17 protein-coding genes are annotated in these 15,679 nt (G+C 62.2%); 5 read left to right on the top strand and 12 right to left on the bottom strand.

Annotated elements, in window-relative coordinates; all coding sequences use genetic code 11:
- Nucleotides 1-38: 38 nt before the first annotated feature.
- Complete coding sequence (locus AB4Y85_RS06780; protein WP_441984112.1) at nucleotides 39-677, bottom strand: DsbA family protein; 639 nt, start codon at nucleotides 675-677, stop codon at nucleotides 39-41.
- A 71-nt stretch (nucleotides 678-748) separates the two neighbouring features.
- Nucleotides 749-1,252, bottom strand: a complete 504-nt coding sequence (locus tag AB4Y85_RS06775; protein WP_441984111.1) for a DUF721 domain-containing protein — start codon at nucleotides 1,250-1,252, stop codon at nucleotides 749-751.
- 75 nt (nucleotides 1,253-1,327) lie between these two features.
- Between AB4Y85_RS06775 and mutY the strand changes: the two genes are divergently transcribed.
- The gene (mutY, locus tag AB4Y85_RS06770; protein ID WP_441984110.1) at nucleotides 1,328-2,455 is read left to right on the top strand and encodes an A/G-specific adenine glycosylase; all 1,128 of its coding nucleotides are present in this window, start codon (nucleotides 1,328-1,330) and stop codon (nucleotides 2,453-2,455) included.
- 330 nt (nucleotides 2,456-2,785) lie between these two features.
- Here mutY and AB4Y85_RS06765 read toward each other — a convergent pair whose 3' ends face one another.
- Nucleotides 2,786-3,052 carry a DUF2798 domain-containing protein gene (locus AB4Y85_RS06765; RefSeq protein WP_441984109.1) on the bottom strand — a complete coding sequence of 89 codons (267 nt, stop codon included), beginning with the start codon at nucleotides 3,050-3,052 and terminating at the stop codon, nucleotides 2,786-2,788.
- A gap of 17 nt (nucleotides 3,053-3,069) precedes the next feature.
- Nucleotides 3,070-3,354, bottom strand: a complete 285-nt coding sequence (locus AB4Y85_RS06760; RefSeq protein ID WP_441984108.1) for a putative quinol monooxygenase — start codon at nucleotides 3,352-3,354, stop codon at nucleotides 3,070-3,072.
- A 91-nt stretch (nucleotides 3,355-3,445) separates the two neighbouring features.
- Between AB4Y85_RS06760 and AB4Y85_RS06755 the strand changes: the two genes are divergently transcribed.
- Nucleotides 3,446-4,318, top strand: a complete 873-nt coding sequence (locus tag AB4Y85_RS06755; RefSeq protein WP_441984107.1) for a LysR family transcriptional regulator — start codon at nucleotides 3,446-3,448, stop codon at nucleotides 4,316-4,318.
- Here AB4Y85_RS06755 and AB4Y85_RS06750 read toward each other — a convergent pair.
- From AB4Y85_RS06750 to AB4Y85_RS06735, 4 genes are all read right to left on the bottom strand, one after another.
- The gene (locus AB4Y85_RS06750; RefSeq protein WP_441984106.1) at nucleotides 4,285-5,199 is read right to left on the bottom strand and encodes a LysR family transcriptional regulator; all 915 of its coding nucleotides are present in this window, start codon (nucleotides 5,197-5,199) and stop codon (nucleotides 4,285-4,287) included. The genes AB4Y85_RS06755 and AB4Y85_RS06750 overlap by 34 nt on opposite strands.
- 346 nt (nucleotides 5,200-5,545) lie before the next feature.
- On the bottom strand, nucleotides 5,546-6,742 hold the full coding sequence (locus AB4Y85_RS06745) for a site-specific DNA-methyltransferase (protein ID WP_441984105.1): 1,197 nt from the start codon (nucleotides 6,740-6,742) through the stop codon (nucleotides 5,546-5,548).
- A 159-nt stretch (nucleotides 6,743-6,901) separates the two neighbouring features.
- Nucleotides 6,902-7,540 (bottom strand): ribonuclease HII, encoded by a 639-nt coding sequence (locus AB4Y85_RS06740; protein ID WP_441984104.1) that lies wholly within the window; start codon nucleotides 7,538-7,540, stop codon nucleotides 6,902-6,904.
- A 76-nt stretch (nucleotides 7,541-7,616) separates the two neighbouring features.
- Nucleotides 7,617-8,798: a PA0069 family radical SAM protein gene (locus AB4Y85_RS06735; protein ID WP_441984103.1), complete on the bottom strand. Its 1,182-nt coding sequence runs from the start codon at nucleotides 8,796-8,798 to the stop codon at nucleotides 7,617-7,619.
- Nucleotides 8,799-8,913: 115 nt separating this feature from the next.
- Between AB4Y85_RS06735 and AB4Y85_RS06730 the strand changes: the two genes are divergently transcribed.
- Complete coding sequence (locus tag AB4Y85_RS06730; RefSeq protein WP_441984102.1) at nucleotides 8,914-9,399, top strand: hypothetical protein; 486 nt, start codon at nucleotides 8,914-8,916, stop codon at nucleotides 9,397-9,399.
- Nucleotides 9,400-9,407: 8 nt separating this feature from the next.
- Nucleotides 9,408-10,169, top strand: a complete 762-nt coding sequence (locus tag AB4Y85_RS06725) for a hypothetical protein (RefSeq protein WP_441984101.1) — start codon at nucleotides 9,408-9,410, stop codon at nucleotides 10,167-10,169.
- A 21-nt stretch (nucleotides 10,170-10,190) separates the two neighbouring features.
- Here the strand turns inward: AB4Y85_RS06725 and moaB are convergent, their stop codons facing one another.
- The 4 genes from moaB to AB4Y85_RS06705 all read right to left on the bottom strand — a co-directional run bounded on the left by moaB (nucleotide 10,191) and on the right by AB4Y85_RS06705 (nucleotide 13,632).
- Nucleotides 10,191-10,745: a molybdenum cofactor biosynthesis protein B gene (gene moaB, locus AB4Y85_RS06720; RefSeq protein ID WP_441984100.1), complete on the bottom strand. Its 555-nt coding sequence runs from the start codon at nucleotides 10,743-10,745 to the stop codon at nucleotides 10,191-10,193.
- 299 nt (nucleotides 10,746-11,044) lie between these two features.
- A complete protein-coding gene (gene ypfJ / locus AB4Y85_RS06715) occupies nucleotides 11,045-11,908 on the bottom strand; it encodes a KPN_02809 family neutral zinc metallopeptidase (protein ID WP_441984099.1) in 864 nt (287 codons plus the stop codon).
- A gap of 90 nt (nucleotides 11,909-11,998) precedes the next feature.
- Nucleotides 11,999-12,820, bottom strand: coding sequence for a uracil-DNA glycosylase (locus tag AB4Y85_RS06710; protein WP_441984098.1), 822 nt, complete (start codon nucleotides 12,818-12,820; stop codon nucleotides 11,999-12,001).
- Nucleotides 12,821-13,065: 245 nt separating this feature from the next.
- Nucleotides 13,066-13,632 carry a methylated-DNA--[protein]-cysteine S-methyltransferase gene (locus tag AB4Y85_RS06705; RefSeq protein WP_441984097.1) on the bottom strand — a complete coding sequence of 189 codons (567 nt, stop codon included), beginning with the start codon at nucleotides 13,630-13,632 and terminating at the stop codon, nucleotides 13,066-13,068.
- A gap of 280 nt (nucleotides 13,633-13,912) precedes the next feature.
- On the opposite strand from AB4Y85_RS06705, the gene AB4Y85_RS06700 reads away from it, so the two are divergent.
- Nucleotides 13,913-15,577: an electron transfer flavoprotein-ubiquinone oxidoreductase gene (locus tag AB4Y85_RS06700; protein ID WP_441984096.1), complete on the top strand. Its 1,665-nt coding sequence runs from the start codon at nucleotides 13,913-13,915 to the stop codon at nucleotides 15,575-15,577.
- Nucleotides 15,578-15,679 lie beyond the last annotated feature (102 nt).

Here is a 15,679-nt window from a genome sequence, read left to right as displayed (position 1 = left end):
CCTTTCCGGCCCACCTGGCGAAGGGAGGGGTAAGGGGCTTACTCGCCCAGCAGAGGTTTGATGACCTTTTCAATCTCATCGATCGACAGGCTTCCCGGATGACGCTGACCATTGATGAAGAAAGTCGGCGTGGAGTCTACGTTGAATTGCTCCATACCCCGGTTCTTCACCGCGTTGACTGCGTCATAAAGTTTCTGGTCCTTGAGGCAAGCGTCAAATTTTTCCTGTGAAAAACCTGCCTGCCGCATGAGCTGACGGAGCGAATCCAGGGGCTTTTCCACAAAAGCCCAGTTCCGCTGCTGCTCGAACAGGAGGTCCGTGACCGGGTAATATTTGTCGTTGCCGTCGCAGCGAGACAGCATGAAGCCTGCCGTTGCCAGCGGATCGAGCGGGAATTCGCGCAGGATGAAGCGGATCTTGCCTGTGTCGATGTAGCGCTTCTTCAGCTCCGGCCAGGTCGTCTTGTGGAAAGCGGCGCAGTGGGAGCAGGTGAGCGAGGCGTACTCGACGATGGTCACCTTGGCGTCTTCCGGCCCCAAGGCCACATCCCCGAGGGGGCCGGGCACCGCGAGGTCCTGTACGGCGACGTTCTGAGCGAAGGCCGGAAGGCTCGTGGCGAGATAGGCGGTTACGGCTGCGGTCCCGAGAAGCTGAAGCGTCTGACGCCGGGTGATCATGAGGGTAAGGCTCCTAAAGAGATGCTGCTTTGCGGTAGAATGAGACATGCGCCGTGGCAAGGCCCGCCATGTCACGCTTTCGTGCGTGAACCGGAGCTGACTATTGCCTGGCCCAGCCGGTCGAGTGCGGCCTTCAGGCCTTCCTCCTCGATGGGGCCGATGGCTGTGTTCACCTTCTCCTGGTCCTCCGGGGTGAGGGTGGGAGCGGACGGACGCTTCTTCTCAACCCGCCGCACGGGCCCTTGTTTCAGGACAAGTTTCCCGATGCAGCGCCAGCCGTAATAGGTGTTCACCCGGTCGATGATGGTGGGCGCCAGGTGTTGAAGCTCCAAGGCGAAGGCGCTTTCCACCCGGATCACGAGGGTGGACGGCTCCGGCCGTGATTCCGGATCGGCATGGGGCGCCTTCCTTTTCCATTCGATCTTCAGCGGCTGGGTGAAGGCGGCAAGCCGCTCACCCACGATATCACCCCAGGCCATGATGACGTCGGACGTGGCAAAGCCTTGCGCCGCCAAGCTCGGGGAGAGGCAGGCATCCAAAAATTCCGCAAGGGGTCGAGCAAGAGGGCGGGCCATGGGCCTCGGTCGTCTCATGTTGAATGTCCAAAAGCCGCGTTGGAATATGATCGCAGGACCGGTATTCCACATCACATGTTAACGCCCGCTTTGAGCGCGACCAAGCCCGACCCTCAGGATCTGCTCGACTGGTACGATCGCCACCGGCGCGATCTGCCGTGGCGCGCGAAGCCTCATGAGGCCTCAAACCCTTACCGTGTCTGGCTTTCGGAGGTCATGCTCCAGCAGACCACGGTCGCTGCCGTCAAACCCTATTACCTAAACTTTCTCCAGAGGTTTCCCACAGTGGAAGCCCTGGCCGAAGCGCCCACGGATTCGGTCATGCAGGCCTGGGCGGGGCTCGGCTACTATTCCCGCGCCCGCAACCTCCACGCCTGCGCCAAGGCGGTTGTGGAAAACCATGGCGGGGTTTTTCCGGGGACGGAGGCCGAACTCCTGAAGCTCAAAGGCATCGGCGCCTATACGGCGGCGGCGGTGGCGGCCATCGCCTTCAACCAGAAGGCCGCCGCAGTCGATGGCAATGTGGAGCGGGTCATGTCCCGCCTCTTCATGATCGAGGAGCCGCTGCCGAAGGCGAAGCCCCTCATCCGTGAACTGACGGAGGAGCTGGTGCCCGAGGATCGGCCCGGCGATTTCGCGCAAGCGGTGATGGATCTCGGCGCCACCATCTGCACGCCCAAGCGCCCGGCTTGCGCCCTCTGCCCCTGGATGAAACCGTGTCAGGCCCGTGCCGCCGGCCTGCAGGAGACCTTCCCGAAGAAGCAGAAGAAGGAGACCGGGCAATTGCGGAAAGGCGCTGCCTTCGTGGTGCTGCGCGCCGACGACACCATTCTTCTGCGCACCCGCCCGCCGACGGGCCTCCTCGGGGGCATGGCCGAGCCGCCGACGAGCGAGTGGGAGCCCGCCTACGAGCCCTCCCGCGCCGTGCTGGACGCGCCCATCGAGGCGCGCTGGCAGCGCCTTCCCGGCACCGTACGCCACGTCTTCACGCATTTCCCGCTGGAGTTGACCGTGCTCTTCGCCAAGGTCCCGAAGGGAACGCCCGCGCCGCACGACATGCGCTGGACACCGCGTCTGCAGCTGCATGAAGAGGCATTGCCCGGTGCGATGAAGAAGGTGTTGACGCACGCGCTGGGCGATATGCCAGGTGCTAACGTAAAACCGACATCGAAACGCGCCAAGGCCCCTAACTCATCGGGATAAGGACACGGCTTTCTTTGTCTTCGCCAGCTGGTGGGGAAGACGAAACCTGCATTCGTCTACAGTCAGTCCAAGACTGTCGAAGGGCTTGTCAGCGATAGCCCTTGGCGTGGCTTTGTAGTGGAGCACGCCGTTCTCGTCGCTGGTTGCAGCAGTCAGGGGGCATGATCGTGATCGCAGCCTTCCTCAGAGGGCTATTGCTCTTTGGTTGCAAGTACACGGCGCGTGCTTGACTGCATGGATGCGGTGAGATCGCAGCCCTGCTCTTCTCCCACCTGAAGGGCTATTTCTATACCACTTAGACCTGACACCTTTCCTCTTTGAGTGGGCTCCTCACTGCCTTGGAGCCTCGACGACGGTCGCAACGATCCGGCGGACAAGCGGCATCACGGCGAGCGCCGTCGGAAGCGCGAACGCGTATGATAGTCCCCAGGCCTGCACGATCTTGAAGACAATATCGGGTTGAAACCCAATGGCCCTCAGGGTGGCAATAGTCGAAACAATGCCGGACATGAGCAATGAGAGCACCATCGGGAAGACGATGGAATGGGCTCTCGCAGGCAGCTTACGAAAGCGGAAGTTTACGGAACTTGATATCATTACCTATATCGCCTCGCTCATGACATCCAGTTCTTCTCAATCGGCTTGATGCCGGCAACCATGTCGCGGGCGAAGAAGGCCTGCGTGTGGGGCAGCTTCATATGCTGGTTGAGAGCCTCCGCATCGGTAAAGTCCTCGATCAGCAGAAAGGCATTTTCATCGCCGAGGGCTTGGAAGAAAATGAATTCCCGGCAGCCGGGCTCGGCTTGGGTCGCCTGCTGCAGCTCTGTTAATGCCGTGCGGGCAGCCTCTGCCAACCCAGGCTTGGTTTGGATGCGGACGATTTTTCTGACATTGGTCATAGGTCTCTCCTTGTGTGAGAACATAATTTGCATCCTCACTGAACTGTGCGAAATTCCCCAAGTTTTCCCATCAGATGTGAAGGAATAGGGGATGTTCGACTGGGACGACCTCCGCCATTTCGTGGCCCTGGCCGATACGGGCTCCTTGTCAGCGGCTGCGCGACGGTTGCGGGTCGAGCATGCGACGGTGGCCCGCAGGATCGCGGCGCTCGAAGCAGCGGCAGGGGTTAAATTGGTAGACCGCCGGTCGGGGCGCTACGCCCTGACCTCGGATGGGCAACGGGTAGCGGATCATGCCAGACGCATCGAAAGCGAGGCTCTTGCCCTGGAGCGGGCGCTTCTGTCCCGGCAATCCGATTTTGCGGCAGAGGTCTCGATCAGTGCGCCGCCACAGATTGCCGTATCCTTGATCACGCCGCGTCTTGCGGAACTGAGGAAAGCTCATCCGCAACTCAGGCTACGGCTCCTAGGTGAGAGCCGCATGGTCTCGTTGCCACGCCGGGAGGCTGATATTGCCATTCGCCTGACCCGCCCGAGCGATACGACGCTGATGACGCGCAAAGTTGGGGAAATGGTTTACTGCCTCTACGCCTCTAAAGAATATTTGGGCTCGCGGACGGAAAGAGACTTGGAATTCATCGCTTTCGACGAAAGCCTCGATGAATCGCCTCATCAACTCTGGTTGAAAAAGCATGCGGGCAAGCGTCCTATCGTTTTTCGATCAAACGAACTCTCGATCCTGCTCGCTGCGGCGCAGGCGCATATGGGGGTCACCGTACTTCCCGCATTTGCAGCGGAAAACTCCAATCTGCAAAGGGTCGAAATGGAGGACCGGTTTTTCAAGCGCGATGTCTGGATCACCTATCACCAGGACATGCGCGACAACCCGGCTGTCGCGACGACCGCTGCTTTCCTGGCCGGGTGCTTTCGTCAGGACAGGTCTGATCCGACAAGCGCCTTCTGATTGCGCTTGAACAGATCCGCCAATGCATTCGCGACCCGCGTCACGCTTGCGCGGCTTCTGCTGCGCCGATGCATGACGAGGAACACGTCCTCGATCAGGTCACCCTCGGGCTTCACCACCTGCACGAGATCGGGATCTGAATCGCCCAGCCAACAGGGCAGGAAGGCGGCTCCTAAGCCTGTTTTCGCGGCCTGATAGCGGATTGGCATGTCGCCGATGCGCGCGGCGATGGTGCGGCCTTGCGCGAATTCGGCCACATAGGCGGCCTGTTTCGAAAGGGTTGGGTCTTCGGGTGGCGCGATGACGGTTTCAGGGGTCGCCGTCGTGGCATAGATGGCAAACGCGATCTGCCCGATGCGGCGCACGACGAGATCGTCGCTTCCCTCAGGCAGGTTGCGCATGCGCAGGCCGATATCGGCTTCGCCGGATGCGAGATCGAGCCTTTGCCGCGTGGGGATATAGGCGATCTCCACCGGTGCCGCGGCCTCATGCAGTTCCGCCGAATGCAGAGATAGGAACATGGCGACCGAGGAGGTCGCCGTTATCCGCACAGGCGCATCGGGATTGGGCCGATAGGCGGCGGCGGTGCGCGAGACGATGCTTGCTGCCTCACCCATCGGGGAGGCAGCCTCGAAGATGACTTGGCCTGCTTCCGTCAGTTCAAGATTGTTGGGACCGCGCTGAAACAGATCGAGTCCCAGGGTTTCCTCCAGCGCCTTGATACGCCGGGCAATGGTCGGCTGGCTCTGGCCCAGGGCCTTCGCCGCGCTGTTCATCGATCCATGAGCCACCACGGCCAGGAAGATCTTGAGGTCGTCCCAGGACGGTTCGGTGTGGAAGGGGCCGAGGGCAGCAGGCATGCGGACAGAAGAAGGAACCATGTGTCGATGTTAAAACGCTTAGGCTGGGCTGGCATAGGGAAATGTTCGCTTTCAGGACGTTTCGGAAGACGCCTGCACCATCGCCGGAAGCTCCGTTGACCGCAGCCCCGCAGCAACATGAGAGCATTCTACAATCCTGATGGGGCGAAGCGTCCTCACAAGCGGGAAGGCTTGAGCAAAAACGTCTCGGAATTCGAATGCGGAAGCGGCAGCCATGCGCGGCACCATTCCATCGGGCGGCTTCGCGGAATTGCTGCAATGGCTGACGTCCCGCTGGTGCGGTCTTGAAACGGAAATGGCCGGCATTGCGCCGGCCATTTCATTGTATCTTCGCTTCGTATCGGGATCAGGCCGCCATGTCCGCCCGCACCTTCGTGCGGAAATCGTCGATGGAGACGAGGCCGTCCTTCCGCTCAACGTGCCAGAAGGTCCAGCCGTTGCAGGAGGGCAGGCCCTGCACGAGCGCGCCGACCTTGTGGATCGAGCCGATGATGGGGCCGAGCGACAGGGTGCCGTCGGCGCGCACCACCGCCTTGTAGCGGCCGCGCGCATCCACCAGCGTCTCGCCGGCCTTCACATAGCCGCCCTCGATGATGGACAGGAACGGCACGCGCACTTCCGTGCGCTTTTCCGGCGGAGCGGCAATCGACACGTCGGAGAGCGGCTCAACCGCATCGATGCGGGCGCGAGCGGCCTTCGCATAGGTGGGATCGCGCTCGAGGCCGATGAAGTTGCGGCCCAGCATCTTGGCGACGGCGCCGGTGGTTCCGGAGCCGAAGAAGGGATCGAGAACCACATCGCCGGGATTCGACGACGACAGCAGCACGCGGGCCAGCAGTGACTCGGGCTTCTGGGTCGGGTGAACCTTGCGGCCGTTCTCATCCTTCAGGCGCTCGTCGCCCGTGCAGATGGGAATGAACCAGTCCGAGCGCATCTGCACGTCTTCGTTGCCGGCTTTCAGCGCGTCGTAATGGAAGGTGTAGCCCTTCGAATCCGAGCCGCGGGAGGCCCAGATCATGGTCTCGTGCGCGTTGGTGAAACGGCGGCCCTTGAAGTTCGGCATCGGGTTGGCCTTACGCCACACGATGTCGTTGAGGATCCAGAAATCGAGATCCTGCAAGGCCGCGCCAACACGGAAAATGTTGTGATAGGAGCCGATGACCCAGAGCGTCGCGCTCTTCTTCATCACGCGGCGCACGGCGGACAGCCAGGCGCGGGTGAAGGCGTCGTATTCGGCAAAGCTCGCGAACTTGTCCCAGTCATCGTCGACGGCATCGACGAGGCTCTGGTCCGGGCGCGTGAGCGCCTGTTCGAGCTGGAGATTATACGGAGGATCCGCGAAGACCACGTCCACACTCTCAGGCGGGAGCTTCTCGAGATTGGCGATGCAATCACCGAGAAGGATCTCATTGAGAGGAAGAGACTTCGGCAGAACGGAGAGGGGCGTTTTACGCCCCGTCCGAGGAGCCGGCGCAGACCGCCCGGTACGCGAGACACTAATCCGGGAGGCGGCGCCGGCAGCCCCGGTACGCGAGGTACCCATGGGTGATCACCGATTACGCAACTGACACTCAGGATCATCGTCCGTTAGGGTAAAGAACGCGTTTATCGCTCAGAAAAAATGCGTGCTATTTTGGGTCGGCAAAACTTGCCGACTTATTGAAAGTATTGATTTTTTCGGGTTAACGGGCGTTAAGCGGGGTTACAGGTCCAGTAACCTTTGTTTCAAAGGCGCGAAACTCAGGCGGTGATAGGGGCAGGGGCCGTCACTCGCCAGCACCGTGAGGTGAGTCTTCGTGCTGTAGCCCGCATTGCTCGCAAATCCATACGCCGGATAGGTTTCGCTCAGGCGGGCCATCATGCGGTCACGGACCACCTTCGCGACGATGGAGGCCGCGGCGATCGAGGCAATCTTCGAATCACCCTTGATGACGGCTTCCGTGGCGCAGGGCAGGCGCGGCGGGTCATTGCCGTCCACAAAGGCCATATCCGGCCTGCAGGGCAGGGCCGCGAGCGCCCGGCACATGGCGAGCAGGGAGGCCTGGCGGATATTGATGGTGTCGATTTCCGTATGAGAGACGGAGGCGATGCCCACATGCGAGGTCGTCAGGATCTCGGCGAAAAGAGTTTCGCGCCGGGCCGCCGTCAGCGCCTTCGAATCCGCGAGGCCCTGTGGAACGTTGCCGAGATCGAGTACGACCGCCGCCGAAACCACCGGACCGGCGAGCGGCCCGCGCCCGACCTCGTCGAGCCCTGCGATACAGGTGTAGCCCGCCGCGCGGGCAATGGTTTCGCGCTCAAGGCCAAGGACGGATTTCGGGGGGCGAATCGGTGCGTTCATGCGAGGGATCAAAGCGGCGAAGAGGCCGCTTGTCATCCCATCTGCGTCGCTATGGCCCGCGGCCCTTCGGTTCGTCTCAAAACAGGCTCATCTGCCCCGCCTCCTTGGCGGGCGCCTTGAACAGGTCCTTGCGCAGGGACAGGTTGCGCTTGTTGAGGCCCAGCCTTTCCGTCGCCGTCTCGAAGCGGCGGCCGATCATCCAGGCATAGGGGCCGATTCCGGATTGGCGGGTGCTCCAATCCGCATCGTAATCCTTGCCGCCGCGCGCTTCCTGCAGCAGTGTGAAGACGTGCTTGAGCTTGTCGGGGTAATGCTCGGCCAGCCAGTCGCGCATCAGCTCCTTGAGGTCGTGCGGCAGGCGCAGCAGCACGTAGCCTGCTTCCCCGGCGCCTGCGAGCTGGGAGGCTTTCAGGATCTCCTCGATCTCGTGATCGTTAATCGCTGGAATGATCGGGGCGACGAGCACGGTTACCGGAATGCCGGCCTCATGAAGCTTGCGCACCGTCTCCAGGCGCTTCAATGGCGCGGCGGCGCGGGGCTCCATGCGGCGGGCGAGCTTGGGATCGAGGGTCGTGATCGAGATCGCGACCTTGACCAGATGCTTGTCCGCCATCTGCTTCAGGATATCGATGTCGCGGGTGACCAGCGCCGATTTCGTTACGATGCCGACGGGATGGTTGGCGCGATTGAGCACCTCCAGGATCGAGCGCGTGATGCGGAACTTCCGCTCCACGGGCTGGTAGGGGTCCGTGTTCGCGCCGAGCGCGATGGTGGTCGGCACATAGCCGGGCACGCGCAGCTCCTTCTCCAGAAGCTCCGCCGCATTGGGCTTGGCGAAGATCTTCGTCTCGAAATCGAGTCCCGACGACAACCCCTGGAAGGCATGGGTCGGCCGCGCGAAGCAATAAGAACAGCCATGCTCGCAACCGCGATAGGGATTGATGGATTTCTCGAAGAGGATATCAGGCGAATCGTTCTTGGTGATGATCGTGCGGGCCTTCTCGACGATCACCTCGGTCGGCAGCGGCGGCAGCTCCTCCTCGAGATCCCAGCCATCGTCGAACGCCTCCCGCTGCGCGGGCTCATAACGCCCGCTCGGGTTCGCGGAGGCCCCTCGGCCACGGCGGCGGTCCACCTCGACTATATAGGTCGGATCGTCCATGCGCCGCCGTGCGGCCTCGGCCGCCTCCAAAGGCGTGCGCGGGGCAGGCCGGGAGCGGAAGGGGACACGGGCATTGTCCTTGGCACGAACGGTCATGGCGGCCTCAAGCGAATCTGGAAGCGAGAACGTATAAAGAACAAAGAACAAAAAAGGAACAAAATCAAGTCATCTTGGGGGCTGTGGATTCCGATGAAATCGCTATAGTTCTCGAATGATTACCGTCCTCGTCCGCGTCACCCATGGGCCGGAGGCCCTGGCTGCCACCTTGAGTGCCCTCGTTCCCGCCGTCGCCGCAGGGCTGATCGGAGATGCGGTGATTCTCACGGGCAAGCAGGACGATGAACTCGTGCAGGTGGCGGACGCCGCAGGTGCGAGCCTCGTCGAGGGCAAGGCCTGGGCGGATGGCGTGAAGGCTGCCCGCCGCGAGTGGCTTCTGTGCCTCGATGACGGCGATATCCCGCAGGAAGGCTGGGTCCGCGTGCTCGACCGCTTCGTGGGCCTTGCAAAGCCCGAGCAGGGCCTCGCCCGTATGCGCCGTCAGCGTGCGGGGCTGATGAGCATGATCGCTTCTCTGCTCGCTGGCTCGTCTATCCGCGCCGGCGACCTCGTGCATCGCCGTGTGCTGATGAACGAGGTCAAAGCACGCATGCCCGTGCGGCTTTCCGCGACAGTCGAACGCGATCCGGTTTTCGGCTGACGCCCTCCATGCTGCCTCCATCTCAAGCAGTCATGTTATGTCCGGATGCCGAGCTCGGTTATGAGCGCAGCCGAACCCGTTTTGAACCCGGGGAGGGTCTCGTCCTCGACGAAACCTACAGGCACGCGCATCTGCCTCTAATTGCTCCCGATCATCCTCGCGTCATCGCAACGCGTGAAGGTTCATCCTATGTCATGGGAAAGCACGAGCGTGTCTTCTCGCTCGTGTTGCCGGTTCCCGGCAATCCTCTGCTTCAATCGCCAGCCTACCACGAACTGGATGCGGAGATGAGAGCAGCGCCGTTCGCCGGCAAGGTCGCGTGGGATTTGCTCGACAGACGGTCGGACAAACTTCACGCGACGATTTGCGGCTCACTTGCCACCGGCGTCCCGCCTCTCATCGGCCAACAACAGCGCGGCGCATTGGCGGAGTTGGGGCCGATCACGGTTGAACTCAGAGGGATGTTTTCCGGCAATGTGAACCGTGGTCGACTTTACCTGCGGGCTTATCCGGAAAGCCGAAACGGAGAAAACGTCTTCCGGCAGATTCAGCGCAGTCTCGGCTGTCGTGAGACCGATCTCTACGTCGTCGGCCTCTATAACCTGACGGACGATCTCAATGCAGCCGAAACGGCGGCCCTTGCATCCCTCATCGACCGCTGGTGGGATCGGACGATTTTGCGCTTTGAGATCGATCACCTCTGGCTCACGGGAGCGAGCGATGATCTGGTCCTGGATTCCGCTGTCGAGGAAAGTATCTCACTCGTGTGAAGTGAAGGTCCGTTCAGTTCTTCAAGCCTTCAGCTTCCCGCGCTTCAGATGTTCGTCGAGACGCGGCATGATCTCGACGAAATTGCAGGGGCGATGGCGATAATCGAGCTGCGCTTGAAGAATGCCGTCCCACGCATCCTTGCATGCACCGGGTGAGCCCGGCAGCACGAAGATGAATGTCGCGCCCGCAACGCCCGCCGTTGCGCGCGATTGAATCGTGGACGTGCCGATCTTGTCGTAGGAGATGCGGTGAAACACGGCGGAAAAGCCGTCCATCCGTTTCTCGAACAAGGGCTCGATGGCTTCGGGCGTCACATCGCGGCCAGTAAAGCCCGTGCCGCCCGTGGTGATGATCACGTCGATGGAGGTGTCGTCGATCCAACTCTTAACCTTCGCGCGGATCGCATCCACATCATCTGTGACAATGGCGCGATCGCCAAGGCGATGTCCGGCATTCGTAATGCGCTCGGCCAATGTCGAGCCGGATTTGTCCTCATCTAGCGAACGCGTGTCGGAGACCGTGAGCACGGCGATGGAGAGGGGAATGAAGGTCAGAGTTTCGTCGATGCCGGGCATGGGAGCATTCTCGCGTGATCGATGCCTTTGTAGCGCAGAGCGGCTCACGCATCCACAAGTGTCATCCCGGACGAAGCGCAGATCCGGAACGTTCGACAAGTATAGCTCGGTGTCATCCCCGCGCAGGCGGGGAGCCATACCCATGACGTGTCGAGGAAAGGCACTTCGACACGATCAGCTTTATTCTAGTCGGACTGTGTTTCTGGATTCCCGCCTGCGCGGGAATGACAGAGTTGGGCCGCTGGCGCTTTATCCTGCGCGCGGTCCCGGATCGCATGCCGTCCGGGATGACACTTTGTTTAAAGCTTGCTCGCCCTGAACGTATCGCAGGCCTGAACCTGGCCGGTCTTCAAGCCCGTGGTCAGCCAGCGCATGCGCTGTTCGGACGACCCGTGCGTGAAGGAATCCGGCACCACGCGGCCCTGGCCCTGCTTCTGCAGGCGGTCGTCGCCGATGGCTTCTGCTGCGCGGATCGCTTCCTCGATGTCGCCTTGCTCCAGCGACTGCCAACGCTGGTTGGAATGGTGTGCCCAGACACCGGCGAGGCAATCGGCCATCAGCTCGACGCGCACGGAAAGCTGGTTGCGCTCGGCCGTGCCCACTTCCTGCTGGCGCTGCTGCACGCGGGGAAGAATGCCGAGCTGGTTTTCCACGTGGTGGCCGACCTCATGCGCGAGCACATAGGCATAGGCGAAATCGCCGCCCGCGCGGAAGCGCTGCTGCATTTCCTGGAAGAAGGAAAGGTCGATATAGACGGTCTGATCGAGCGGACAATAGAACGGCCCCATGGCCGATTGCGCGCCGCCGCAGCCGGAGCGCGTCGCGCCGGAGAACAGCACCAGCTTCGGCTCCTGATATTGCCGGTTCGCCTGCTGGGGCAGGACCTCTTTCCACACGTCCTCGGTGTTGCCGAGGATTGCGGAGGCGAAGCGGCCCATCTCGTCCTGCGGCGTGCCTTGCTTGCCTTGTTGCTGCTGATAGCCGGAGCCGCCGCCCGCGATCATCTCCGCGCCGCCGATCAAGATGCGCGGATCGATTCCCAAGGCCCAGCCGATGAGGCCGAGGACAACCATGGCGCCGATGCCAAGGCCGCCTGCGCCGCCCATGCCCATGCCGCGACGGTCTTCTACATTGGACGAGGTTCGAAAATCTTCCCAGCGCATGATCCACCTGCAATCAACGGCACTTATAGTGCGCAGCTTCTTAAGGCGTGAGCATATGAACCGGTTCCGGCCGGCTCTCAAGGCGCTCTTTTATTCCTTGCCGTCCAGCGCCCGCCGCAGGGCCTGAAAATCGCGCCAGCCGAGCCGCTTTTGCAGCGGCTGGCGCAGGAGATAGGCCGGATGCAGCGTCGGCAGGGCGCGGATTTCGCGTCCATCCTCGGTCTTGTAGGTGAGCCAGCGGCCACGGGTGCGAAGAATGCCTTCCTTCAGGCCGAGCAGGTTCTGGGCTGCGGGGCCGCCAAGGCAGATCACGAATTCAGGGCTCGCCAATTCGATCTGCCGCGCGATGAACGGCTTGCAGATGGCGATTTCCTGCGGTGTCGGGGTGCGGTTGCCAGGCGGACGCCAGGGAACGACGTTGGCCACGTAAACCTGGGAACGGTCGAGCCCGATGGTCGCCAGCATCCGGTCCAGCAATTGGCCGGAGCGGCCCATGAAGGGCTTGCCGATCCGGTCCTCATCGGCGCCGGGGGCCTCACCCACCAGCATCACCCGGCCTTTCGGATTGCCGTCGGCAAAGGCGAGGTTCTTGGCCGAGAATTTCAGGGCGCAGCCTTCGAAACCGGCGAGGATCGCCTCCAGCTCCTCCAGTGATTGCGCATGGCGCGCCTGCTCGCGGGCAAGGCTCGCCACCTCGTCGGGCGCGGCGGCGGCGACTTTGGGCAGGGCGCGGGGAGGGGGTGACGAGGGTGCATCACGCTGCGGAGCGGCAGCCTTTGCCTGGGCAGGCTCGGCCTTCGGCTCGGCGAAGCGGTTATGCGGGGTCTCGTCGAGCGCAAGATCCACCCCCGCCTCGACATGGAAGTCGAGCAGCGCCTTCAGAGCATCCGGGTCGGAGGGGTAATCCTGCATGGAATGTATGTAAGCATTTCAGGGCCGATGAACAACTCAAGTCAGCAAAGGATAAGCCAATACCTGCGCCCTCATCCCGGGACTCTGGCCCATAAAGGCATAGCGCTATTTCCCTCCCCCTTGTGGGGAGGAGTTGGAGGTGGGGGTGGCGGCGACAGCTTATCAAGGTCCGGCGCCAACACCCCCACCCTTAATCCCTCCCCACAAGGGGGAGGAGGGCCTGTCAGTGCTTTGTGAGCCAGCTCTCACGAAATCAGGTCGAAGAGCGTCGGGCTCTCGTCGCGTCGGGCGCCTTCGATGGCGAGAAGGCGGCGCTTCGTCATGCCGCCGCCATTGGCTGAAAACCCGCCGAGCTTGCCGCCCGCCGCCACGACCCGGTGGCAGGGCACGATGATGGCGAACGGGTTTTTCCCGAGGGCCTGGCCGATCAGCCGGGCGTTATCGATTCCGAGCCGGGACGCGATCTCGCCATAGGTCATGAGCTTGCCGGGCGGGATGGCGCGAGCGACCTCGTAAACACGGCGGTGAAGCTCCGGCACGCCCTCCATGTCGAGCGGGATGGCGGAAAGGTCACGCGCTTCGCCCTTCAGCAGGGCGACCACCTCCGCAATGATCGTCTGGATGTGAGGCGGTGGCGGGGCTTCAAGGCTTTCCGGAAAGCGTTTCGCGATCCGGCTGCGCGACTTGGATGCGTCATCCTCCGGCAATTGCATGCCGACGACGCCACGGCCATTCCAGGTCATGCCGCAGAAGCCGATGGGCGTATCGAAAAGCGTATAGAACGCCTCGCGCTCGGGGAGGTGATCCTGCATGCCGCCATTCTAAGCTCATCAAGCAAGCAGGACAACTCGGGACAGCTTGCGCGACTACAATCATCGCAGGGTATTTCCATTGAGTGGAACAGCTGCGGAGGCGTCGTGACGTTAGGTAGTCTAAGCTGTGCATGAACCTATGCAGAAAGAGAACTTTCCGCCCGGTAGCATTGCAGTTAGGAAAGCTTCTAGTTTAGGCCGCACTTGAGAAATCGGACGGATGGTTCATATGCAAACCATCTGTTGAGAAATCTCGAAGTTGCGTAGGAGGAGGAACCCGATGGCCGATCTGCCCGCCCGTGAGTCGATGGAATTTGATGTTGTCGTCGTGGGCGCGGGGCCTGCGGGCCTGGCAACCGCCATCCGGCTGAAGCAGCAGGCGGCGGAGGCGGGGGCGGACATCTCCGTCGTGGTGGTGGAGAAAGGCTCCGAGGTCGGCGCCCATATCCTCTCCGGCGCGGTGATAGACCCCAGCGGCCTCGACGGCCTTCTGCCCGAATGGCGTAGCGATCCCGACCGGCCCCTCAAGACCGAAGTGACCGCCGACGAGTTCATGTATCTGGGCCATGCCGGCGGCGTGAAGATGCCCAACGTGTTCATGCCCAAGCTCATGAACAACCACGGCAATTTCGTCGGCTCGCTCGGCAATGTCGCCCGCTATCTCGGCCGCAAGGCGGAGGAGCTGGGCGTCGAGATCTATCCCGGCTTCCCTGCCGCCGAAGTGCTCATCGAGGACGGCAAGGTCGTCGGCATCGCCACCGGCGACATGGGCATCAGCCGCGACGGTGAGCCCAATGCAAACTTCACCCGCGGCATGGAGCTTCGCGCCAAGTACACGATTTTCGGCGAAGGCGCGCGCGGCTCGCTCACCAAGCAGATGGTCGAGCGCTTCGGCCTCAACGAGGGGCGCGACCACCAGAAATACGGCATCGGCATCAAGGAGCTCTGGCAGGTCAAGCCGGAGCATTTCCAGCCCGGCCTCGTGCGCCATTCCATGGGCTGGCCGCTGCCGAACAATGCCGGCGGCGGATCGTGGCTCTACCATTTCGACGACAACCTCGTGTCCGTCGGCTTCGTGGTGCACCTGAATTACAAGAACCCGACCCTGTCGCCCTTCGACGAGTTCCAGCGCTTCAAGACCCATCCGATGGTGCGCGACGTGTTCGAGGGCGCCAAGCGCATCGGCTACGGCGCGCGCGCCATCATGGAGGGCGGCTGGCAATCGGTGCCGCGCCTCTCGTTCCCCGGCGGCTGCCTCGTGGGCGATTCGGCGGGCTTCGTGAACGTGCCGCGCATCAAGGGCAGTCACAACGCGATCCTGTCCGGCATGCTCTGCGCCGACCATGTATTCGCGGCGCTGCAAGAGGGCCGAGCCCATGACGAGGTGGCGGCCTACGAGGAATCCTGGCGCTCCTCGCCCATCGGCTACGATCTCAAGCGCGTGCGCAACGTGAAGCCCCTCTGGTCCAAATACGGCACGGCGGTAGGCGTGGCCCTGGGCGGGCTCGACATGTGGCTCACCGAGCTGTTCGGATGGTCGCCCTTCGGCACCATGAAGCACGGCAAGCCGGACCATGAGTGCCTGCTGCCCCTCAACCAGGTGAAGCCGATCAAGTACGACCGCCCCGACGGCGTTTTGACCTTCGACAAGCTGTCCTCGGTGTTCCTGTCCAACACCAACCACGAGGAGGACCAGCCGGTCCACCTGAAGGTGAAGGATATGGGCCTTCAGAAAGCCTCCGAGCACGACGTGTTCGGCGGGCCCTCCCAGCGCTACTGCCCGGCTGGCGTTTATGAATGGGTGGAAGGCGAAGGCGGCGCCCGGTTCCAGATCAACGCGCAGAACTGCGTCCACTGCAAGACCTGCGATATCAAGGACCCGAACCAGAACATCAACTGGACCACGCCCGAGGGCGGCGGCGGGCCGAATTACGTGAATATGTGAGGCAGTCTATTAGCGGTCATCCCGGGGCTGCACAGCGGAGATCCGGTATCGTCGGCCGGATCGAGCTCCCCTATGTCATTCCGGGGCCGCGCAGCGGAGCCC

The organism is Microvirga sp. 2YAF29, from assembly GCF_052114605.1.
Taxonomy (GTDB): Bacteria; Pseudomonadota; Alphaproteobacteria; order Rhizobiales; family Beijerinckiaceae; genus Microvirga.
This window is presented reverse-complemented; position numbering and strand designations above follow the sequence as displayed.